The organism is Acetatifactor muris (assembly GCF_024623325.1).
Classification (GTDB): domain Bacteria; phylum Bacillota; class Clostridia; order Lachnospirales; family Lachnospiraceae; genus Acetatifactor; species Acetatifactor muris.
On the sequence record NZ_JANJZD010000021.1, the window covers coordinates 73,933 to 98,054 of the forward strand.

Annotated in this window: 16 protein-coding genes, 1 tRNA gene, 1 rRNA gene and 1 pseudogene; 6 read left to right on the forward strand and 13 right to left on the reverse strand. The window is 47.5% G+C overall.

Going from position 1 to position 24,122, the window contains the following annotated elements; translation table 11 throughout:
- Positions 1-464: 464 nt before the first annotated feature.
- The 6 genes from NSB25_RS18865 (at position 465) to NSB25_RS18890 (ending at position 7,335) form a co-directional block, all read left to right on the forward strand.
- Positions 465-1,817, forward strand: a complete 1,353-nt coding sequence (locus tag NSB25_RS18865) for a hypothetical protein (protein WP_103241276.1) — start codon at positions 465-467, stop codon at positions 1,815-1,817.
- Positions 1,818-2,017: 200 nt separating this feature from the next.
- Complete coding sequence (locus NSB25_RS18870; protein WP_103241277.1) at positions 2,018-4,021, forward strand: hypothetical protein; 2,004 nt, start codon at positions 2,018-2,020, stop codon at positions 4,019-4,021.
- Positions 3,996-4,388 (forward strand): hypothetical protein, encoded by a 393-nt coding sequence (locus NSB25_RS18875; RefSeq protein WP_146040131.1) that lies wholly within the window; start codon positions 3,996-3,998, stop codon positions 4,386-4,388. The genes NSB25_RS18870 and NSB25_RS18875 overlap by 26 nt, the downstream gene beginning before the upstream one ends.
- Complete coding sequence (locus NSB25_RS18880) at positions 4,381-5,328, forward strand: hypothetical protein (RefSeq protein WP_103241279.1); 948 nt, start codon at positions 4,381-4,383, stop codon at positions 5,326-5,328. The genes NSB25_RS18875 and NSB25_RS18880 overlap by 8 nt, the downstream gene beginning before the upstream one ends.
- Positions 5,329-5,550: 222 nt before the next feature.
- The gene (locus NSB25_RS18885; RefSeq protein WP_172455205.1) at positions 5,551-5,727 is read left to right on the forward strand and encodes a hypothetical protein; all 177 of its coding nucleotides are present in this window, start codon (positions 5,551-5,553) and stop codon (positions 5,725-5,727) included.
- An 87-nt stretch (positions 5,728-5,814) separates the two neighbouring features.
- Positions 5,815-7,335, forward strand: coding sequence for a recombinase family protein (locus NSB25_RS18890; protein WP_242982549.1), 1,521 nt, complete (start codon positions 5,815-5,817; stop codon positions 7,333-7,335).
- A 63-nt stretch (positions 7,336-7,398) separates the two neighbouring features.
- On the opposite strand, the pseudogene NSB25_RS29740 reads toward NSB25_RS18890, so the two are convergent.
- The 13 genes and pseudogenes from NSB25_RS29740 to NSB25_RS18955 form a co-directional block, all read right to left on the reverse strand.
- Positions 7,399-11,253 (reverse strand): annotated as a pseudogene (locus tag NSB25_RS29740) (DUF6908 domain-containing protein); the annotation flags it as partial.
- A gap of 1,520 nt (positions 11,254-12,773) precedes the next feature.
- Positions 12,774-13,190: a TnpV protein gene (locus tag NSB25_RS29745; protein WP_306817656.1), complete on the reverse strand. Its 417-nt coding sequence runs from the start codon at positions 13,188-13,190 to the stop codon at positions 12,774-12,776.
- An 822-nt stretch (positions 13,191-14,012) separates the two neighbouring features.
- Positions 14,013-14,222, reverse strand: a complete 210-nt coding sequence (locus NSB25_RS18905; RefSeq protein WP_103241281.1) for a hypothetical protein — start codon at positions 14,220-14,222, stop codon at positions 14,013-14,015.
- An 8-nt stretch (positions 14,223-14,230) separates the two neighbouring features.
- Complete coding sequence (locus tag NSB25_RS18910) at positions 14,231-14,965, reverse strand: hypothetical protein (RefSeq protein ID WP_103241282.1); 735 nt, start codon at positions 14,963-14,965, stop codon at positions 14,231-14,233.
- Position 14,966: 1 nt separating this feature from the next.
- Positions 14,967-15,638: a hypothetical protein gene (locus NSB25_RS18915; RefSeq protein WP_207656183.1), complete on the reverse strand. Its 672-nt coding sequence runs from the start codon at positions 15,636-15,638 to the stop codon at positions 14,967-14,969.
- Positions 15,639-16,262 (reverse strand): hypothetical protein, encoded by a 624-nt coding sequence (locus NSB25_RS18920; protein ID WP_103241283.1) that lies wholly within the window; start codon positions 16,260-16,262, stop codon positions 15,639-15,641.
- Positions 16,252-16,572 (reverse strand): hypothetical protein, encoded by a 321-nt coding sequence (locus NSB25_RS18925; protein ID WP_103241284.1) that lies wholly within the window; start codon positions 16,570-16,572, stop codon positions 16,252-16,254. Before NSB25_RS18925 ends, NSB25_RS18920 begins: the two co-directional genes overlap by 11 nt.
- A complete protein-coding gene (locus tag NSB25_RS18930) occupies positions 16,565-16,903 on the reverse strand; it encodes a hypothetical protein (protein WP_103241285.1) in 339 nt (112 codons plus the stop codon). Before NSB25_RS18930 ends, NSB25_RS18925 begins: the two co-directional genes overlap by 8 nt.
- Before the next feature lie 194 nt (positions 16,904-17,097).
- The gene (locus tag NSB25_RS18935) at positions 17,098-21,255 is read right to left on the reverse strand and encodes a SpaA isopeptide-forming pilin-related protein (protein ID WP_242982551.1); all 4,158 of its coding nucleotides are present in this window, start codon (positions 21,253-21,255) and stop codon (positions 17,098-17,100) included.
- A gap of 274 nt (positions 21,256-21,529) precedes the next feature.
- Positions 21,530-22,447 carry a ParB/RepB/Spo0J family partition protein gene (locus NSB25_RS18940; protein WP_257479296.1) on the reverse strand — a complete coding sequence of 306 codons (918 nt, stop codon included), beginning with the start codon at positions 22,445-22,447 and terminating at the stop codon, positions 21,530-21,532.
- Positions 22,425-23,246, reverse strand: a complete 822-nt coding sequence (locus NSB25_RS18945) for a ParA family protein (protein WP_257479295.1) — start codon at positions 23,244-23,246, stop codon at positions 22,425-22,427. Before NSB25_RS18945 ends, NSB25_RS18940 begins: the two co-directional genes overlap by 23 nt.
- Positions 23,247-23,636: 390 nt before the next feature.
- Positions 23,637-23,708 (reverse strand) — tRNA-Asn (locus tag NSB25_RS18950).
- Positions 23,709-24,016: 308 nt separating this feature from the next.
- Positions 24,017-24,122, reverse strand: a 23S ribosomal RNA gene (locus NSB25_RS18955); the annotation flags it as partial.

Consider the following 24,122-nt stretch of genomic DNA (forward strand, 5'->3'; position numbering starts at 1 on the left):
ACACTGCCACCTCCTCTTACACAAACATGCCTAAACACAGTTTACCAGCGCATAATGTCCGAAATCCAGTCTTTAAAAGGTTCTTTTCAGGAGCCTTTATCATCCCCTTTTGAAGAACCTTTTTGCGAACCGTTAAAAGGTTCCTTGTGCTGTTTGAAAATCGAATATTCGCTTTTTAAACCAGTAGATTCCATCATTATATATTTCTCACCTCACTTTCTGTACTGCAAAAAATCCCTGTGCCATAAGCGGCACAAGGATTCTTATGCTATAAGAATATATAGTTAATGCGATGTTTCATACGTCCAGAGAGCCATACGCTATTAAAAAATGTATTAGAAATCCTTATGGGAATATGGTATACTTAACTCTACGAATAACACCATCCTACTAACTGTCTTTGCACATAGCAAAATCGAAGTTCTCAGACAAATATCAATCAGCAGTGAATTAGAGGATAAAAAATGAATGGAATTACTCAACACGATATAACTAATGTTAAATACATCACCGTTAATGACGGGACTTTTTTTGATCTAATTGATAAAGATGGGTATTGCCTAATTACAGATTACCATGCCTTAAGCAGAAAGATTATACTATCTGAAGGTAATGTGCCGCCAAGACTTGGCGAAGAGAAAAAGCGACTGCGAATTGATTCCATTGATGGCCTAAAGAACGTATTAGATGGATATATATCTGCGGCACAGCAGATATTCGAACGCTTTTATTCTATTGATTTCAGCGATATAGACAAAAATCTTTTAATGGAACAATTAATATTCGATCTCCTTTTTGATAAATACAGACAGGAATCAGTAGAAATGACACAACATGGATATTCATCCTCTGATTATTTAATGAATATATTGGAGCCTGATGCAGTTCGGAATATTTTTGCAGATAAAGTCCGCAACTGTATAAAACGTGGAATGAATATTTATTCCGAAATGATAAAGAATTCCCCAGAGCTTCAAGAGGAACTAGAGACACTAGGCATAAATCATAACATATATGAAAAATATTTCTCCCCTAAAGCAAATGAGAATGCTAAAAAGAAAAAGGCAAGATATGTATGGAATTATATGTACTGTAATCAATATATGATCACATCCAGACAATATCGGAGACAGCTTAAAGAGGACGGAAACTATACTTGCGAAAGATTTGTTGATGACCTTAAAGATTATCACAGCTTTGTTAAAAAAATATTACCCGTGGAAAATGAATCTCCAAAAAAATATTTTGAAAAATCAATGGATTATTATTTTATAGAATCTTATAAACGAATAGACTTTATTTTTAAGCTTATGAACATTATTCCTAAAATCGAGGCTGAGAATGCTGACTATACTTTCTTAGTTAAACGATTCCATCCCGCAGTCTTAGTACCTCATGAAAACAATAATGATTTGTACCTAAAAATTAAATGCAACTATTATAGGCCTCTTTTTATGGTAGAAAACGAATTGCACAAACAGATACAAGGCGATGATAAATTTGATCTAAGTTCTTATTGCATCCAGCTGACCCACCATCAGTTTATCCGGGCTAAAGTATATGAACTCTGCCGATACCACTTAGAGTACACCTCATCTGATTACAAGGATATTAAAAATTTTATCAGCCAACACTATAATATGTTATCTTACCATCAATCAAATGAAATATGGTCTAAGCTTCCTGTTAAACTATGGGAAAAACTGGATAAAGAAACGCAGGCTTATTTTAGGAAGCTAAAAAAGACTTTCACTTTGATTAATGACTCTTTATTTCCGGAATCGCCTAAAAGAAAACCTGCCACATCAAATGAATAAATCAAAATTCTCAAATAAAACCCGGCTAAGCCGGGCTTTATTTTTTTGCGTGAAAGTCAAAACGTCCAATTTTCATATGTCTTCATCTGATATCATTGGTGCATATCCATTCAGAAAGAACGTTTTTATGACAACAGTACTTTGGATAATGATTTTATTTAGCCATTAACAGATACACATTTGCAGGAGGAGCAAACTATATGGACGAAAATGAAAATGTACAACAAGAAAAATTCGGCTTTAAACCTATCTGCCGACCAACACCAGAACAGAATACCAGATCTGAAACACAGAGCGCCAAGAATGAAACTCAGGATGCCAGAAACAAAGCTTCTTATCCTACCCTAAAGCAACAGTACCAGAGGGTAGCTTCAGAAATACAAGGGAACACAAGCATTTTGCCAGAACATGTGGAGTTGTTGAATTATGTTCTTCAGCATTATGCAAGACACGATGCGGAATTATGTGTTTTGAAACATAACAACAACGCCTCCTTTATGATCGATAAAGACCCGTTCACAAACTTTGGCGCTATTCCGTTAAAAGTAATCATCCGCCACTCCAGGGAACAGCCGCAAGTCTTCATTGAACTGTTGATTTTAGGACGCGATACTGCTCCAAAGATTATCTGTCTGGAAGCACAGAAACTGAATTCTGGTCGCTGGATTGATGAAATGGGATTTGAGTACTCATATTTGAAAGGGGGAGAAAAACTCCTAAAAGCGTTGATACGGGCTATGGCCAGGTTTGCGCCAACGGAAGACATATATGAATATTCCGGCTGGATGCAAGACGATGAGGATGCTTACATTTTTGACGGTCAGAAACTGACTGGCAGGGAGCAGGATTTGTTCAATGCAAAATCGCATTGTAAACATGCTCTCGAAATGCTTAATGTGGCTCCACATACGACTACTATACCCTTGCTGGCAACCGAACTTTTATCTCTGATTCACAGCAGGATGGTAGAAAACGGCATTTATTTTAAAGGCATTATTTGTCTCCTTGCCCCTACGCAGTCTTTCAAGACAACCATTGCCACTTTGTTTTTTGACCATGTTCATGGCAGAAAAGCAGACCTTAATTTCGAAGCGACATCAGCAGCATTTGACAGGGTGGTTGGAAATACCTGCGATAAAACAGTTATTGTAGACGACCTTAAGCCGGGAGCCACAAAAACTGAAAGCCGGAATATGCTGTTAAAACTAAGCAAATTGATCCGCATGTGCAGCGATGATTCCGGCGGAATTCAGAAAGCAAATGCCAAAAACGGTACAGTTGAAAATATTGCCAGATGTTTAGCCGTTGCGACAGCAGAACAGATTCAAATCGAAGTCCAATCCACACTTGCGCGGTTATTAATTTTAGAGATGGAACGTAACCACGTAGACATAGATAAATTAGCCTATTTCCAAGACAGCCACAGTGAGTACCAGGCATTTATACGCGACTATATCATGGATATCAGCTGTCATGGATTGGACGCATATTGCAGGAAGATAGCTGGAAGATTTTTGCAGGAACGCAATGTCCTGCGGAAAGATTCTCTTAAACAGGATATCCTGGTAGATAACCGCACAAATGACATGTGTGTCTGGCTGTATCTGTCATTTTCGGAGTTTTTAAGCTATGCAAGACGAATTGATGCCATTGATGAAAAGCAGCAAAAGGATTACTTAGCAGAATCCTTATCGATATTTCATAAACTTATGATGAGGCAGACCGAGCGTGTCTCCGAGTTGGATGATATAAAGCTATTTTTCAATGGACTGCAATATCTTCTTGATACCAAGGAAGTAAAAATCCCCCAACTACAAGCGCGGAATTCTGATTATATCGCTGATAACGACGACTCAACGATTGGTTTCACTAAAACTGGATTTGTATATTTGAAGAACAATATCGCACTCCAAAAAGTTGCATCATACTATCATCGCTTTGGGAGGGAATTCACGATTAATGAAACTGTATTAAGAAAAAAATTAGCGAATAGCAACTATATCCTTCCCGAAAGCAGAGGTACATATATCCACCGCCTAAATGTGTGCGGAAGGCGATACCAGTGCATTAAATTTGAAGCAAATACTTTTAGTAAACTTTTATCAGGAGGCAAAACATATGATTCGGAAAAAGAATCTCCAAGTGATCGGAGCCTGCGTCGAAATGCAGAAAATATCTTTGGAAGAGGAAATGCAACTAATTGATGGGATTCCATTTGATATTGATTTCTCTCAGGATTTTTCAAAAGTGTGTCTGAACGGCCATACCATTACAAATATGGCCATATCTGAAATTGTTGCTTACCTTGCCAGTGTTGCCGATACCGAAAATGTTCCTGTTCCTTATGATACGAACAATCACGATTCCGGCCTCACGCAATGGAAATTTAATGAAATGCTGGAAAAATGTGAAAAAGAAAATAGAAAGACAACACGGAAATGGAAGAAAGATAAGAAAAAAAGAAAAGAGCATTGCAAGGAACTGTGGGAAGAAATCGAAAATGGTAGCTTTTTTCTAAACAGTAAGCAGAAAACTGAACTGAAAAAGAAATGGGGGACTCAAAATGCATGATACATCCTATTTACATCATACAAGTGCCGCTTATAGCTATTTGGGATTCAAAGCTTTAAATGGAAATGTTGAAGCCCTGAAGTTCTTGTATGCTGACATCCAGAAAGAAGCCCCTCCTGTAATCCGCACGGTATGTCAGCTCCAAGAATGTTTGACATCTGTTGAAATTGAAAACGATACTACCAGAATATACAATGATGAATTTCTATATTACTGGGGTATGGTTTGCCTTGGAGAATTGTCACGCCTGATTCAAAAAGATTTAGGAACCGCAACATCCTGCTTCGAGAAAATTAAAAATACGGTGTCTCATGCATCAGCACGCTTAGCCTATATCAAGCTACTGCAAAGCAGAGAGCCAACCATGAGCGAAAATAACATCAGAAGTTTGGATATCCTGCGAAAATGGGCAACGCAACGGGATTTATTTTCAAGCATAATCATGGCGAAGATCCTGTTTTATCAGTTTTTATGTGAAAATGAGGAACAGCCCGATGGTTATCCAGGAACTCCCAATCGAGTACTGAACCTTTTGCAGCTTCCGCTTCAGAAAGGGCATCCGGTAGCAGTCCGGCTTTATAAAGAAATACTAAATTATGAATGTAATTCTATGATTGCAGAGGTTCAGACAAATGAGCCTTACATCAATCCAAAAGTTTTGTATGACTTTGAAGGACCTTCTATCCTTCGCCGCAACACACTTTGTCCGGCAACAAATATTATCGTTGTAAATGATAACGATAATCCACCAAGTTTGGCAAAAGGTGCTGTATTAGCTAACAACAATGTTACCCAGCCTACAGATCCGGCTCCGTACATTTCTGAACAGACAATAAGAATCTTTGCAAAAATGAGTCCTAAGTCTTTCAAACACAGAGGGATTAAACCGGAATCCTCCACAAAAAATGATGATTTGATTTTTATGGCTTTAAAGAATTAATCAGCTATTACACTGTTTATACCGCAATAAGATTTTAACTGATTCTGCTATATACCAAATTATCTGCAAATATGCAAATAATGGCTAAAACCCGCATAATACATGGGTTTATATTTGCAAATGCTCCATGCAAATAGCACAGACTTATTTGCAGACTGCTCAAGGAATGAATCGATACATAGTAGGTTTGTATGAAAACCATTTGTCTGGGAGGTGAGGAAATTGAGCGAACGTAACGCTGATGTAGGACTGACAAAAAAGGGCGGTTGTACTATAGAACCAAAATCCCTACAGGGAATAAAGCTTGTAGTACATATCCCCGAAAATGTCCACGAAAGCACCCGACAGCAGAAGATAAACAGAATCTACGATATACTGAATCCTGAAATTTCTCAATGATATATTCTCAATGTAAGCCGGTATATGTTATACTGTAAACGGATAACGTGTTATCGGCTTACATTTTATTTTATGGAGGCTGACAACATGAAAAAAATAACAGCAATCTATGTACGGCGCTCGGTAAGCGATAAGGACAAGGACAACAATTCCCTCTCCATTGACAGCCAGATAGCGGATTGCAAAAAATCATTAAACGCTGGGGAAGATTACTGTATCTATTGTGATGACGGCAAAAGCGGCAAAGACATTGAGCACAGGCCGGACTTTCAGCGCATGATGGCTGATGCCAAAGATGGGCTGATTGGGCGCATCTTTGTGAAAAAATACGACCGTTTCAGCCGCAACATGAGGGAATATCTCAATGTAACTGATACTCTCGACAGCTACGGTGTCAGTGTAGTTTCCCTTACAGAGCCGTTTAACACGGCAACAAAGGAAGGGCGCATGATGCGGAATACCCTGCTGAATTTCGCGGAGTTTGAGCGTGAGACGATAGCGGGACGTGTGGCAGATGCCTACAGCACTCGCTCACTGGAAACAGGATTTTACCAAGGCGGCAAATTCTATTACGGCTATATACCGGAGCGTAGGACTGTAAATGGGAAAAATGGTTCCGTTTTGGTTCCATCTGATAAAGCTGATGTGGTCAGAACCGCATATCAGCTTTACAAAGACCCTGAAACTTCTTTAACTGACATCTTGTTTTACTTCCGCAATAATGGTATTGATGTCAACAGAACGCCAAAAAGTAATATGGATAGAAGTCATTTCTCCAGGTTACTTGAAAGCCCACTGTATGTCAGGGCAGATAAAGATGTGTACCAATATCTGATATCCAAAGGTTTTGAAATCATTGATGACATCGATGCGTTTGATGGTATTCATGGATTATTCCGGCATAAAAGGCGGGACGGTACAGAATATGTCAAGATCGGTTATCATGAGGGACTTGTGGATTCTAAAACATGGCTTGCCGTTCAGGACAAGAAATCACATAATTCACAAATACCAAACAACGGTGGCGCAAAGAACTCCTGGCTTGTCGGGCTTGCCAAATGCGGACATTGCCATTATGCACTGGCACTTTCATATAGATGGAATGCATCCAGGACAAAACAATGGCGGTACTTCGATGATCACGGAGCATACAAAGCAAATGGATGCATTAAAAAACGACTCCAGACTAGGCCGGATGATGTTGAGGATATCGTTTTCCATGCCATGAAGGAACGGATTGAAAACCTTGTGATCGCTAAATCAGAGTGCCACAAACCAGATTCCGAATCAGAGAATATTAAAGCTGAAATCATACGGATTGAAGATGAGATCCGCAAGTTAATGGAGAAGCTGGCAGATGCGGACAATGTACTTTCTGAGTACATCCGGCAACGTGTAAATATGCTCCATGATAAAAAATCTGAATTGGAAACCAAACTGCAGGCAAAAGCCCGGAAATATAAAGAGATTGACGCAGCTCCGTTAGTAGATCCAATGAGCCGCTGGGCTTCTCTTACTGTTGAAGAAAAACACGCTCTGGCTGCTACTATGATTGATGTCGTGTACATTTCTGATGAAAATGGAGTTGAAATTAATTTTAGTATTTAATGGGACTTACTTGGTAGCCCCTTATAGATACCTTTGACATTCTATAGGGGCTACCGAAACTTCTTATTTTAACCATGTATAGGGTGTGTATACCGGCGTTCCGGTGGCAAATATCACGCCTTTCCCGCCCGTTATCCCGTCCAGATAGCGGCACTTCATGAACATATCGGAGGATTTCTGCGCCTCCGTCTGTGCAATGCCGCCCACGTTCCGCATTTTTGTGTAAAGGTAAAGGTTTTTGTAGCCGTCCGCCTCGTCCACAAACAGACGGTCAACGCCCAGTTCTTCAAAGAATACCACGTCATCTTTCCGGCTCTGGTCGTTTAATTTTGACAGTTTGGTTTGCAGGGATTTCTTTGATTTCTCCATCTGCTTGATGGTGAACCTGCTCCCTCCGTTGCGCTTCGCCTCCGCTATCCCGTCTATGATTTCATCAATCTGCTCCTCCAGCATACGCTGCTGCCTCTCTGTGCTGAGCGGCACTTTCTCAAATTGGCTGTGGCCGATGATAACTGCGTCAATGTCGCTGGTCGCAATCCTCGCACAGAATTTCTTCCGGTTCTTGGTTTCAAAATCCTTTTTGGTGGCCACAAGCAGGTTGGCGGCAGGGTAGAGCTGGAGCCACTCGGCGGCAAACTGCTCTATGATGTGGTTTGGAACCACAATCATGGATTTGTTGCAGAGTCCCAACCTTTTGCACTCCATCGCCGCCGCAACCATCGTATAAGTTTTTCCAGCCCCCACCACATAGGCAAGCAGGCTGTTCCCTCCGTAAATGATGCGGGCAGCCCCGTTTTTCTGGTGCTGCCTTAACTTAATTTCCGGGTTCATGCCATAGAAATTCAAATGGCTCCCGTCATATTCCCTCGGCCGGATGGCGTTGAAATTCTCATTGTAATAGGCCGTCAATCTCTGCCTGCGCTCCGGGTTCTGCCAGATCCAGTCCTGGAACGCCTGCTTGATTAAGTCCTGCTTGCCCTGTGCTATGGCGGTTTCCTCTTTGTTTAGGACTGCTTTTTTCTTCCCGTCCTCGGTGGGGATATAGTCATAGACACGGGTGTCCCGCAGGTTTAACGTATCCTCGATAATCTTATAGGCGTTGGCACGGTGCGTCCCGTATGCGTTGTTCGCCTTCGGGTTCCCCTTGTCATTGCTCTTTCCCTCAATGTTCCACTCCCCGGTGAATTTGGAGAAATGGATTTTGATATTCCATCGGTTGTAGTTGGGCGTGTCCAGCAGTTGGAACATAAATTCAGACACGTCGCTGATGGGAATCCATGTGGCTCCTAACCGCACACTGATTTCCGATGCGGTCAAGTCCTTCGGCTGTACCTTTTCCAGCGCCTCCACGTTGCTTTGATAGGCTTCGGACGCCAGCGCCGCCAGCTTCGCCTCTTTCAGCTTTTCCCGGACATTGCCGGATAAATATTCATCTTCCGAAACAAATTCAGGCTCCTCTCCCGCCACATTTGGCAGGCGGAAAATCACGCCGGACAGCTCCCGCTCGATTTCCTCCGCACTTTTTCCGGTTAGGGAACACATATAGTCCATGTCCACTCTGGCTTTCTCGGACAAAGATAACGACAACGCTTCGCTGGCTGTGTCCACCTTTGTCACCGCCTGATGCGGCTTGATGGTGCGCTTATGGAACATATCGGCTTTCCGTGCGTGTATGCCGTCCTCCGCCACAATCTCTAAAGAGCAGAGCAGCGGGTAGCTGTTATCGTCCGAAAAGACCATGCTGTTTGCCCTGGCATTGAGTATCCCGTACTTCTTCTGGAACGCATCGTACAGTTGGTTTAACTTCCTCTGCTGTTCTTCGATGACCGTATCGGCGTACCCTTCCGTCTGGTAAGCAATCAGCTCCCGCACACAGTCACGGATGGCAGCCATGCCTTTTACCCTGTTTGCGGCGGTCACGGACAGCTCCACGGGTTTCATGCGGCTGTTCTCCCGGTAGTAGATTTTCCCGTTAGAAACGGTGAAGGAGAAATTGGCAACGGACGGATCGGCGGGGATAGAGTTATCTTCTTCCTCCACTAATTCGTCCGTTTCCTGTTCCGCAATCTCCGCCTGAATGTTTTCCACCGCCCCTGCAAGCAGGGTTTCAAGGCTGGCGTCCTCATACGGGCGGCAGGCGCTGTCCATGCCGTACTTCGTGCTTTCCATCACCATCTCGCCCAACACCATCTCCGGGTGTTCCACAAAATAGCGGTTCTGCGTAATCCCGTTTTCATCAACATCAAGGTATAACCAGTCCGGCTCCGTTTCCACCATGCGGTCACGCTTCTGCAAAAATAAAATATCAGAGGTCACTTCCGTCCCCGCATTTTTCTTAAACGTATCGTTGGGCAGGCGTATCGCTCCCAAAAGCTCCGCCCGCTGTGCGATATATTTGCGTATCGCCGGGTTCTTCTTGTCCATCGTCCCCGATGACGTGATAAACGCAATCACGCCGCCCGGCCTGACTTTATCCAGCGTCTTTGCAAAAAAATAGTCATGCACAAGGAAGTTGTTTTTGTCATACCGCCTGTCGGATAATTTAAACTGGCCGAACGGGACGTTGCCGATTGCCACGTCAAAAAAGCTGTCCGGCAGCTCCGCTTCTTCGTACCCCTGCACGGCAACCGTGGATTTCTGGTAAAGCTGCCCTGCAATCCTGCCCGATATGCTGTCAATCTCCACCCCGTATATCTTGCAGTCTGATAAGCTCTCCGGCTTCATGCCGATGAAATTGCCCACCGCACAGGACGGCTCTAAGATGTTGCCGGATTTTAAGCCCATATTCTCCAATGCCTGATACATGGCACGGATGACAACGGGCGGCGTGTAAAATGCGGTCAAGGTTGACTGCCTTGCGGCGGCGTATTCCTCCTGCGTCAATACGGTTTTCAGTTCCAGGTACTCATATCCCCATGCGGATTTGGTTTCGTCAAATGCGTCCGACAAGCCGCCCCAGCCCACATACTTTGATAAGATTTCCTGCTCCTCCGGCGTTGCGTACCTGTCCTCTTCCTCGCACTTCTTCAATAGCTGGATGGCGGCAATGTTCGCCCGGAACTTCTCTTTTGGCGTCCCATGCCCCAGCTCGTCATTGGTAATCCGGTACTGGCTCCGCTGCTCCTTTGGGATTTCCGGGTGCAGGTCAAAGCCCCGTATCCTGCCCGCTGGCTTTTTCTTCTCCCACGCCGGCGCAAGGTCTGCCTGTTCATTGCCTTCTTTTTCCGTGCCGATTGGGACGTCGCTTTCCGTTAGCTGCTTTTCCTCTCTGGTCGGCAAATATCCCTGTTCCCGGATATTCTGGAACCACTGGCTTGCAAAATCATTCAATTCGCTCTCCAGTGCCTCGTCCACAACGCCGTCTGTCACTACCTGCTCAAAACGGTTTAAATTATCCTGCTGGAATGTCCTTGCGTTTAAGGTCTTAGCCTCATGGTCGAACACAAACTCCATATCCGGATCGGCAAGGGAATCCCCGTTCTGCGTGTAATAATGGGAGATTGCAATGCGGTTCTCCCCGATGCCCTCCACGGTAAGCGGCATAAAAGACTGTCCCGCTTCAAATGATTTTGACTCCGTTTCCCCACGCAGCACCTCCGGCGCAAGCTCCATGAGGGCACGGTAATTTTTCTGTGCCACGGTAAGGCTTTCTTCTGGGATTTCCTCTTTTTTTGTCTTTGGTGAAGCGGTTCCCTGCCCGTCCCCTGCGGGAAGGGGTTCTGTGTTTTTCTTTTCGGCTGGTGGTTCCGGCAATGGCCGTTTGGTTTTCAAATGGTCATTTGCCGGGTTTTCACGCAGCTTGCGGTCAAATTCCTCACGGGGCATATCTTTCGTGAACAGCGGGTAGGTGAGGTCATGCAATACTACCATGCTGTCGGTCATGGTAAGGATTTCATATTTCTCCATGCCGATATACACCACGGTTTCCGGCTGAAGGTCATAGGGCTGGTTCATGGCCGGAAGCCCCTGCACTTCCTCAATCAGTCCCGCAAGCTCCAGATACGCTTCCACATCCGGCTCCGTTGCCTGCTGGACGCTGATAAGGTAATCTAAAATCGCCCCAACCTCGTCCGGGTTTGAAAACTGCTTTTCAATCTGTGCTATCGTTTCCTGCTCGGATTCCCCCTGCTCCACGTTTGCCTCATATGCCCGCAGGTCGGTTTCCTTATAAAGTTCATTGAGCCTTTTTGCAAGGCTGTCCGGCTCTGCCTTTTTCCCCTCCGGGGGAATGGGCGGCTCCGGTTCCGGCAGGGACGGTGTTTCTGTTTCGGCTGGTATGGGGGAAATCAGACTGAATTTCCCGTCCTGGTAGTCCGTAAGGTCACGGTACACCTTCTGCATGAATGGATAACGGTTGTCATAATCTGCGGTATTATTAAGCACTTCCGCCATTACGGTCAAGATTTCTTCCACACGCTCCGGGATGTCAATCTGCGGCCGGATTGCCTTCACGCCTGCACGGTACTCTGAACCAAACGGATAGGGGCGCGCCACTTCCTCCGGCTGGTTCGTATAAAAATGGTAGATTTCAGCCGTAAGGACGCTTTTTTCATACTCCGGCAGGTACTCCATTTCTTTTTCCGTCATATACCGCCCTGCGGCAATCAGCTCGTCAATGCGCTTTGCAACCTTTCCCCATTTCAGCAGGATTTCCGTTTCACCCTTTATAATCTGCATCCCTTCACTGCTGGCAAGCATATCAATCCCGGTTCCCGTAATTACCGGATAAGCGCCGACAAACCCATAGGCATTTTTGAGATAGTCCGCCTTCTGCTGGTTCGTGCGGTTTTTCAGGAAATAGACATAAATGCCGTATTTCCCCGGCTTCAAATCGGCGCTGGTCTTGATGACGGTATCAATGATTTCCTGGGAAAAAGAAAAAGCAGAGGTCTTTTCCTCTGCTAAATCTTCCATCAGGCTAAGCTGCCCTTCCACGGTCGGGAGCGGGTTCATCTTATCTTTCAGCTCCCCCAAAAGCCGCATACCCTCAAAATATCCTGCGATTTTTCCCCAGTCAAAATAGGACTGTGAAGTGCGGGAAAGGTAGCTCCCCTCCCACATATGGAGCACGTTCTGGTAGGTTTTATATCCTACACGCCTGCCGTCCTCCAGCGTGATTTCCGTGTACTCATTGTTGAATATCCCTTTGATATACTCCGTCCGTTCTTTTTCGTCCTCATGGCTTTCAAAAAATGCCCGGATTTCCCCTTTGTCCGCTTTCAAATGCGGGGTAGACAAAAGCAGCGATTTGATGTCCTCATCCTCCCCGAAAAAAGGAAAAGAGCTGTCCTCGCTGCTTCTGTCATAAACCGCTAAAACTTCCGCTGGCTTATCTTCTGTGGGCAAGTCACCGTCCGCCTGCGGCTCCGGTTCCTGTGCCTCTGGCATCCCTTCCGCCGACAAACCGCCTTCTGCCTGCGGCTCCGGTTCTTTGGACGTTATGCGTAAACCAGTTCGTTCATCACGATTTCCTCCGCCGCCTGCCGGATGTTGTTCATCATCGAAAGCCACAACATCTGGTCTTTCGCTTTCAGTTCCTCCGTCACCTCCTGCGACTGTGCCATCTGCGACACGATCTGCTCCATCCTGCCCTGCGCCTCCTCCTGCGTTTCCTTCAGGTGCTGGTTCAGCTTCCCTTGCGTCAGCAGGCTTAAGAATATCCCGTAATGCTGCTCTTTCAGGTAATTCCGGCGCAGTGAGCCGTACTTCCCAAGGTGTACTTCCGGTTCGTCCGGTACGGTGATGTCCGGCAGAAGGTAATCGCCCTGTTTGCTGTAAGCTATCTCTCTCATCATCAAAACCCCTTTCCGAAGCGTTGTTTTTGTCTTTCTCGCTTTCATTATACCTGCCTGCATTTTCCCCGGCAAATGTGCGGCTCCTTCTTTTTTCCTCTTTTTGCAGTTTCAGGATGGTGTCGGAGATTTCCCCCAACGCCATTTCCGCCACGTCGCTGGTGGCTGTGCCGAACAGGTTCACAAGCTCCGGCGTGTTGAAATCCGTGATGTTTCGGAAATCGTCTTTATCCAGATAGGTTTCCGTGTCTATGCCGCACCGCACCATTACCATGTAGGCTATGCTGCTTGATAAAAGGCTCTTTGCCTGCACTTCCACGCTGTACTCGTCCAGTTCCTCTAAAAAGCTGCCCGTGCGGTAAGCTAAAATATCCTTTAAATAATCTGCGATGTTGTCATCGGCTGCGTTTTCCGCCGCCTCCAGTATGGTTCCCGCAAAATCTAAGCTTTCCCCGGACACGCCGAAGGCATTTGCAAGGGTTTCCTGCACGTCCTGCCTGTATTTCTCCCCTACCTCCCACAAAGGAACGGGGCGCACCAGACGGCGGTAGCGTCCCTCCTGCGTGTCGGAAATGTCAAAGTAGTGCTTTAAGCGCATGGTTTTTGCATTTTTGTCAATGACCACAATCCCTTTGGAGTCCCGCTTCACCCAACGTCCAAACTTCCTGTTCCAGTCCTCCATCTGTAAGACTGCGGTGGCATCCGGACGCTGCACATGGACTAACAACTGCTCGTCAAAGGGCAGGCGGTAATTGCGGCAGGCAGAGTTTAAGAAAGCCATCCAGTTTTCCGGCGTTGCGGCCACTTCCTTTACGGCTTCTGCGTAAAGCTCCGTGATAATATCAAATCTCTTTTTTGCCAATGTGTCTGCACCTGCCTTTCCTGCTATACTTCTCCGCCGCCCAAAAACGTGATGACCTTGTTTGCCTTCACCGCTTTCTGAATCCCGTTTATCATCACAATCTCCGCCACGGAAATACCAGGCAGTGCCAGAATATCGTCCATCGTCATGGCAAGGATTGCCTTTTCATCGCTAAATCCCGCCTCCATCAGCTTTGAGAGGGAACGGACATATTTATTGTTTATCTGCGCCATAAAATTACCTACCTTTCCTTATGATTGTGCGTCTTTTTGCACATAGAGGGATACCCGGAGGGTGTTTCCATATTTTTGTTCTTTTGCGGCTCCGCCTGCACTGGCTCACAGGCTGCCCCGCTCCGCTCCATGCGCTCGGCAAATTCGCAGATATGGTATATATTGCTGCCAATCTCGCTGTGGTACTCGTCGATAAACCTGCAAACCCGCTCATTCTTTTCGCCCCATCCGGTCGTAATGAGAATCTTTTCCCCGTCCGGGATGCGGAACAGCTCTTTGTAGTGCGGATCAATGAAGCGTATGCCCTGCCTTGCCTTTTTCATATGGCTGTCCAGCCATTCTTTTACATAGCAGAAACAGTAAAAATTATAGTCCCCTTTTACGGGGTTGCACCGTATCAGGTAGGCGTGTTTCTCTGTATCCACCCGGAAGCCGTACTCTGTGCCGCAATTCCCTGAAAATGAACTGTCGGGGAAACTTCCTGCATAACTTCTCATTCTGCTCCGGCTCTCTAAAAGCCCGTATTCTTCAGAACGCAACGCATTGATAACCCCGTCAAATTCCGCCTGAAATTCTTCCGTTTTCAATGACTGCCTGTGGTCGTTCCATGTGGTGTAAAATTCATTCCCCCGGCTCCCAAAATCGCCACGGAGATACCCGATGCTCCCGGTCTGCCCCTGAATCTGCATACTCTGCCTGTAAGTGTATTTCTGTTCTTCCTGCTCCATTGCCCGGATTTCCATATCAGCGTTCCTCCCTTCCGCCTGCCTTTTTCTGTTTATGGGAGACGTCCTTTAAATATTTCCCATAGTCCACTGCGTCACGCAATACGTCCTCCACGGATTTATAGCGGTCATCCCGCAGGTTCTTTTCCACCCATTCATATACCCGGCAATCAGAATGGAACACTGCTTTTGCAACCTCGTTCACCATGCGGAGCGAATTGTCGTCCCGGAACAGCCGCACCAGTGCGTCGGACACTTTATTCCCGCCATTCTGCAACTGCACTTCTATGTCGGAATACGCTTTGAGATATACCTTTTCCGGTGGCTGCGTGATTCCAATGCTCCCCAGCACATCCGCCAATTCCGGCGTTGGGAACTGGATCACCGCACTGCTGTCCCCGTATTTTACGAATGCTTCCAGATGATACCCGCTGTCCGGGTTCCTCTGCGCCGCTTTTTCCTCCCTCTGCTCCAGATACAGAATTTCATCCATTGCCCGCTGGCATAAGTCTTTTGTAGCTTTCAGCAGGCTGTCCGTATAATGCCCCCAAAAGTAATCCGTCTGTCCCTTGCACTCCCATGTGACGAAAGAATTGGGGTTCTTCATGTTTACACCCAAAACAAACTCGGCATTTCCCACGGGGATGGATGTTGTGATGACAAACCCCGCATTGGTTCTGAAACTATCCATTTAACGCACCTCCATATCCTTATTCTGATTCTGGTTCGGGGCAGCTTTCGCCGCCTCCTGTTTCTGAATTTCCGCAAAGCGTTCCTTTGCCCATTCCGGCAGGCACTCCGGCTTTACCTCGCCCGCAAGGTCATACCGCTCCCACCTCTCACGCTCGCCGGAATAAAGGGTGATACAGTAGCAGGCGCTCCCAAAGGAACGCTCCCTCGCACCGTTCCCGCCTGTCACTAAGATTAACTGGTGTTCCGCAGAACGGTACTCCGGCCTTAACGCCTCCGGCTTGACCGCCATTACTTTTCCTACGATGTCCCCGCACTGGAACGTGGGGATACACCTGTCCGCTGTGATTTTTTCCCTCGGCACATCCACTTTTTCCTGCTCCCCATGCACCTTTACGCATTGTGCCTTCACCCGGTCGGCAAACAGCTCCATAATCTCGGCGTAATCATCGCCCACCATGCACTCCTGATAGGATTCCATAATGCTGTTGCTGACATAAAAAGCGCAGAGATACGGCATTTCTGCCTTTTCATCCACACCGAATATGACTTCCTTGTCCCCGATCTGGATTCCCTGCGTAATCTCATAGCTTTCTACCATCCGCTTCTCTTTTTCATCGCTCATAGCCTTTCCTCCTCTCCTGCTGTGGCAGCTCGCCGTATTCCTGCAACTCATATTCACACGGGACATACAGCCTTCCATTTTCCACGCACCGGAAAATATCGCAGGTTTTGTCCGGGGACGCCGCATAAAATCCCTCATGGCTGTATTCCGCTTTCTGCCCGTCCTTCCCATAGCAGTCTGACCGGAAAAAGCCAAACTCCAAATCCCTCTTAAGCCTGCGTGTAATCTGGTAAAAGTCCCCGTCTTTTTTCTCAAACTTCCTCACCGGGACAAAATGTTTCCCGCCATATGCAAAAGCCCTGTTATCCATGCGCCCCGTCCTCGCTTCCTTCCATGACTTTCTTTCCATATTCGGTAAAGGCATACCATGCCGTCCGGTCAAAGCGGCTCCCATTGTGTTCGCCCTGCACCAGAATCCCGGCTTTTTTCAGCCTGCCAATCCCGCACGTTATCATGCCCCTGCTGAGATAGGGCATATGCACGGTAAACGCCTTTCTGCTGCATCTCATCCATGTGTTCCCCTCATAGCAATGTCTATGGTGGAACTCGTTTTCTTTCACTTCCCTCCAGATATGCTCCAAAAGCAGGGCGGCGGTTATGCCGAACCTCTCTGCCATCCCGGAATTAAATCTCTCTGCCATTCGAAAACCTCCTTTCCTCCGGTATGTAAAGGGCGGCTTACCGCCGCCCCGTAACACTTCCTACATAGATTCGCCTGAATTACCGCATGGGTTTGTTTTACCCTTTCTTCCTGCGGATTTTTAAGAATACCGCTGCAACCACGATAAATGCCACAAGCGCAATACTGATTCCTGTCTTTGCTTTCATAATAACCTTAGTCCTCCTTCCTTTTCCTGCTCATTGCCGCCAGAACGCCGAACACGCCGATTCCCGCCACGGATAAGGCGGATAAGGCAATCCACAACCCCACGTTGCTCTCATCGCCCGTCTTTGGCGTGGTGATAATCTCCACTGGCTTTTTCTCATTGGTCATGGCCGCTTTCACAACCTGCCCGTCCTCTTTGATTTCAAACGGGAACTCCCTTTCGTCAATCAGGTAGCCTTCCGGTGCGTCATATTCCTGATAGGTGTACTTGCCATAGCGGAGCGTAAATGTGGCAAGCCCGTCCTGATCGGTCACGCCCGTTGCAGCTACATTCCCGTCCTCATCCTTAATGCGGAACTTCGCATTGGGGAGCAGCTTCCCGTCGGATACGTCCGTCTTTGTCAGCTCCAGCTTTCCGGTAATCGGCTTATTGATAAACCCTACACCTGCCTCATTCTCCACATCCACAATCTTCCCGTCCTCGTTTATCTCAAAGAAATAGACATTTTCATCCAGCACAAACCCTTCCGGCGCTGTCTTTTCTTTTACAAAGTAACCGCCATACAATAACCCGTCCGTCTGGTAAATGCCTTCGGAAATTTCCGGGATTTCAGCAACCAGTGCGTCTTTCTTCGGGTTGAATTTCTGGTTTCCGTCTGTGTCCTGATACAGCTCAAAGACTGCGCCTGTCAGCTTGTTTGCCGGGTAGTCTGCGTCAACCTTTGTCAGACGGACGCTGCCGATAATCAGCTTATCCGTGATTTTAATCTCAATCACTTCTTCATTTACCGTAACAGAAACATAATGCAGTGCTTCGTTCAGCACATACCCTGTCGGTGCCGCAATCTCCCGCACGATATAGGTTCCAAACGGCACGTCCTCAAAGGCAAATGCCCCGTCTGCGTCTGTTACGGACACCAGCAGTGCGGTATCTTCGGTAAATTCCTCTGTACCTGCCGAAAACAGGCCGATGGTGGCATTTTCCAGCGGCTTGTCCTCCGTGTCCACCTTGATTCCCTCGATTCTTCCACGGAGCAGCTCATTTTCAATGGGTTCCCCGTCCTGCACATGGATGCTCACAAGCGCCGCATCCTGCCCCTGATAGGAGAACTCCACCGGGTACTTCTCATCGGAAAGGATATAGTGCTGGTCGGTGCATACTTCTTTCACATAATAATTCCCGAAAGGCAGGTCGCTTGTAAAAAATGCCATGCTGTCCGTGTTGCAGAATACAATCTCAATGAGTCCGTCTGCCGGGATGACGTCACCATTGGAAGCGGTCAAGTCCTCTGCCGCATACAGTCCAAAGGCTACGTTCTGGATTTCCCCTTTGTTCCCGATGCCAAAGGCTTCGTCCTGCTCCAGTGCTTTTGTTAAGTCAACCGTCACTTTCTGGCGCTCATTGTAAAAGGCGGTGTCGGTTTCCGTCACGGAAACTTCCTGCCCCGCATAGACCAGCTCGATTTCATGGGCTTCGATATTCAGCACACATCCATCGGGCGCAGTCACTTCCACGACTTTATATTTTCCCAGATACAGCTCTTTCGTCTCTGCGTTCCCGTCCTCATCGGTGGTGACGGTGTCCACGACTTCCCCTGCGCCTGCCCGCACAGTTCCGTCCTGCGTCACAATGTCCTCTGCGGCGATGATTTCATATACCGCCCCCGCTTTCCCGGCCACTTCATAGACCGGGGTATAGATGCTGCCGTCCTCGGTTAAATCCCCGTCTTTGTCGATGAAGCCGTCACCGGAAACCTGCACGCCAGCAAACTCCTCGGCGGTCTTTGACACAAGGATTTTTCCTTTCTGCGGCACGTTCTTCTGCTCCGTCACCACAACGGTGACGCCGCTTTCCTCGGTGGAGTTTTCCTGCGCCACGGTGAACGGGATGGGCGTGGAATCCAGCACATAGCCATAGGGAGCCTGCACCTCAACCATTGTGTACTCCCCAAAAGGCAGCTCCTCCGGCGTAATCAGGTATCCGTCCGCCCCGGTGTAGAACGTATCCAGCACCGTCACTTCCGGGTAGGTGTACTTCATGGTGACAAGCTCCCCTGCCCCGTCGTAAATCTGGTAGCCTGCGCCTGCAAGGGGGATGGTGTTCCCGGTTTCAGCGTCTTTCTTCACAATCTTGATATAGGACGCAAACGGCCTGTTGTTGATCAGGTAGCGGTAAACCTCCCCGTCCCTGCTGACATACACGTCGAAATCCTTCATCAGCTCGCTGCCTTCCCACCCTTTGGTCTGGTGGACGGTGTAAACGCCGTAAGGCAGGTCTTTTGTTTCCGCATATCCATATTCATTGCATACCAGTGTGTCCCGCTCGCTCTCTTTTGCATTGTCAAAACTCCCGGAACGCTTTAAATACACCTGGAACTCTGCGCCTTCCTCCGGCGTTTCAATCTGCGTGCTGCCGTCATCGGTATGCTTGATGATGGAAATGCGCCCTTTGATGACCTGCTCCTGCACGTCATTGGACGTGGTGTTCAGCTCCACCGTGTAATTCTTCGCCTCCGCCCCTACATGGTGTACGGTTTCGTCCAGCAGGTAGCCTTCGGACGGCGTGATTTCACGGACGCTCCAGTTGTCGCCGCAGATATAATATTTCGTGGTGAATTTCCCCTCGCTGTCGGTGGTGTAGGTGTCGATCAGGGTGTCCCCGTCATAAATACCATATACTGCGCCTGCCACTGTTGCGTCGCCCTGCGGCTCCCCGGTTTCCTTATCCGTTTTTGTCACGTTGACACGGAACTTCTTTAAGATGTTTGTCACGGTTGCGTTTGTGACCTCTTTCCACTTAATCGTAACGCTCTGTTTCTCCGGGATGACATAGCGGACTGCGGTATCCACTTCCTCAAGGGTATATGGTGTGGAGCCGGAAATGAGGATGTTAGAGAACATAGCGACACCGTTCCTGTCGGTCACTGCATACTCATCTACCGTTGCGCCAGAGAGGGAAGTCCCGTATAAATGGAACCTCACGCCTTCCACCAGATTGTCCTCTGAGCCTTTGATTACTTTCAAATCCCCACGCTTTAAGATGTTGGAGAACTCCACCTTTGCGGTCTGCCCGCCTGCAACGGTCACTTTCTGTGATTTCTGCGGCTCATAGCGATCCTCTGTCAGTTCGGTCACGGTGTAGGTTCCCGGATTCAGGTTCTCCACCTTAATCTTTCCATTCTTCCCCGTAACCACTGTTTTGTTGATTCCGTTGCCCGTAATCTGGAACCTTAAGCCCTCCACGATCCCGTCCTCGGATGTTTTGACAATCTGCACATGACCATAAGGGATTTTCACGCTCAGGTAAACCGTGATGTCGGCTGCACTCTCCACGCCCACCACGACGTCCTGCAAGGACGCATCGCCATAGGCTACCAGAGTCCCGCTGACTGCCGGGCTTCTCTTGGTTGCGGATAAAAGCACGTCCTCCGTCACCGCCTTTTTGGAAGTGATGGTTAAGGTATTCCCGGACGCACTCACGGACACGTTGCTGTTGGATGAAGTGAAGTTATATTTTGACAAAACCCCGTTCGTATCAGTCAGTTTCACAACGTATTTGTCCCCGTCCCATGAAAGCTCCTTTACAACAGCGTTCCTGTCGGTGGACGCAAAACTTGGGATTGTCCCGTGTTCCTGCATACCCGCCACGATCTGGCTGTACGCTGCGGACACGCCGCCATTCGCCCCATTTGCACAGATGCTGTTATAAAACTTGCTGTCCGTCTGGTTATACGGGGCATTGGCGTTCCTGCACCCGGTCACAATCTCCCATATGACCATCTGCGTGGCAACCACCTTTTCATCCTCGGAACCGGGAAGGCTCCCCATGCTGCCCTGCGAACCGTACAAAAGCGCAAGGTTCACGGCGTCCCTCTGGCTCCCGCTTAAGGCGTTCCATGTTTCGGACGCATTTGCCTGCAATGTGTTCCCGGTGTGCAGCGACACGCCCGGCTGGATACAGAAGGCAGGCTCCCCGTCCGCATAGATACGGGTTCTTGCCTCCCCCGCCTCTCCGCATACCCTCCCGTCGTGGGTGACGGTCTGCTGGTAACGGATGGCGTTGCCTGCCCCGTCATGGCAGTACGCAAAGGTAATCTTCGCTGTTTGGGACGCCGCCGACACATTCATGGACGGAAGCACGGAAACAATGGATGCCGCCGCAATCATCAGGGCAAGCCCTCTTTTCAATCTTTCTTTTAACTTCTTCAATCTACTTACCTCCATTTTATTTTTTGGCATAAAAAAATCCCTGCAATGTGCAGGGTTAGTAAACTGTTGGTTCTGTTGTGCCAGCCAGAAAAAGGATAGCCACCGGCTCCTTATTGTTTTTTCGGCTGGTATTCGGCTGGTAACGAAAAGGGGTAGGGTGTGGGAAGGGGGAAACGGTGAAAAAGGCTATCCGCAAAAGGGCATAGTTGCCCCACGGTGGAAAGCCTCAATGTTACCGTTCCCTGTCCTTGCTCCGTTCCCGTTTCCGGTACAGCTCCAATGCCTTTACAATCGTATCTTCCATCTGTTTCGCAGGCGTCCCCGGTGAAAAATATCTGCTGATACGCTCTTTCGGCATACGAAACTGTTCCTTCTGGTTCCCCTTTTCCTCTGATAAAATAGAGAGGATGACGTCCCCATTCAGCCTCCCCTCGTCTGCAAATTTACGCATTTTAATCGCCTGCGCATGGCTCGGTGTGCAGTCCTCTAACTGCATGGTGTCAAGCAGGATTGTCTGTTGCTCTTTCGGCAGGTAAGACAACTCTACCGCTGGACGTATGGCGATTTTACCGCTGTCAACCATATCCAGTATCGGTGTGATTAGCTCGGTTAAGCGGATATATCGCTGAATTTGGGTATTGCTGTCTGGTGATTTCTCTGCCAAAAGCTCTCTTGATGTCTGTCCGAAATTCTGTCCCACTGGGACAGAATTATTTTTACAAGGTCTGCCCGCCTGCCTTTTCATTGCGTCCAGTTTCATCTTATAGGCAAATGCTTTTTCTGATGGTAGTATCTGCTCCCTTTGCAGGTTGGAATCCACCATAATCAATACTGCTTCATCATCTGTCAAGTTACGGACAATGCAGGGTATCTCTTTTTTCTCTGCAAGCTCACTCGCCATTTTACGCCTGTGTCCGGCTATCATTTCATAACCACCCTCCGGCTTTTCCCTGACAAGGGCAGGCACCAGAACGCCATACTGCTTTACGCTCTCCGCCATATCCGCCATGCTTTCGTCCATCTTCACCTTAAACGGGTGGTTGGGAAAATCGCTGATTTCCTCTAATGGGATTTCCCTGACGGATTCCCGGCTTTCGTTGTCCCGTTCCTCCTGCGTGCTGAACAGGTCAGCGGCTGAGGGAAGCGGCATTTTTATCTCTTTCGCCACTGCGTACCACCTCCCTCGTAAATGCTCCATACGCCTTTGCCGCCGCACCGTTCTTGTCATAGCTGTAAATGCTCTGCCCTGCGGCGCTGGTTTCCGCCGCTTTCACCGCAACGGGGATGACCGTCTGGTACACTTTGATTACCCTCCCATAATTCTGCCTTAGATTGTCGGCTGTGGCACGGGCAAGGTTTGTCCGCATATCTGCCAGCGTCAATAACACGCCATCTACCTTTAGTCCGGGGTTAATCTGCCTCTGTACCTTTCCTATGGTTTTCATAAGCTGTGTCATTCCCTTTAAAGGCAGATAATGCGCCTGCACCGGGACAATCACGCTGTCCGCTGCCGCAAGCGCATTGATGGTGAGCATACCCAGACTCGGCATACAGTCAATCAGGATATAGTCATAATCCTTTTTCAACCCGCTAAGATAGGATTTCATGGTGAACTCCCTGCTCATGGCGTTTACAAGCATGATTTCCATGCCTGACAGCTCGATATTCGCCGGAATTAAGTCTACACCCTCGTCATGGTGTAAAATCCCTTCGCCCACTTCCATCGGTTCGTCACGGATAATCTTTTCCATCTGCGTTGCCAGCGTGACAGAAAGATTGTCCTGGTCTGCCCAACCCAAAGAGGTTGTCAAATCCCCCTGCGGATCAGCGTCCACAAGCAGCACCCTCTTTCCCTCGTTTGCAAGCCCTATCCCTAAGTTTACGGCAGTCGTGGTCTTGCCCGTTCCGCCTTTCTGGTTTGCAAGGGTGATTACCTTACATTTAGACATCACGGTTTACCTCCTTTCCTGAAAAATTTAATAGCCACTCTGCATAATACAGAATGGCTATGTATGGGTTTTGGGCAATAAAAAAACCGACTGATTCTCGTTTTGAAAATCAATCGGCTATGTAACAGAAAAAATATTTTCTATAATCAACTGACAAATATCAATCTTATAATATGTTATGTGGGGAAAACAAAAACCCCATACAGATATGTATGAGGTCTTGACGGATAGCACGAACAATTTCTGTGCATCCCGTAGATATGTATTGATAAGTATTTGGTTTCGGTTCACAATCGCATTGCGCATGGAACCTTGCTTTTTTTAATTTTTAAATGAAATGATTGATAACAAAAAATCCTGCAAACGCTGATGTTTACAGGACTTTTCAAGCTCCCCGAGTTGGGCTCGAACCAACAACCCCACGGTTAACAGCCGTGTGCTCTACCATTGAGCTATCGAGGATTATTCTGTTTTTCTGCACTTTTTCTTCGGTGTGCGACCGTGTCGTTGCTCTACCATTGAGCTATCGAGGATTATTGTACAACCTGCACAAATCTACAGATTGACTTTTGTTTATCCTGTATAGCTCTTTCCGGTACGTAACCGCATGGGCTGCTCTACCATTGAGCTATCGAGGAAAAAAACTTGCTCTGCTCGTTCCTGAAAAAAGCTTCGCTTTTTCCACTCTACTGCAGAGACTGACTTTCTAAGGACTGTACCCTCAAAACCGAACACTATATCCAAACATACAAAACTCTCTTCTTACCTTCCTGGTTAAGCTTTCGTCCGATTAGTAAGTATCAGCTCTGTACATTACTGTACCTTCACCTTACCCCTATCTACCCTGTACTCTCCAGGGGGACTTCCGGTATTTCT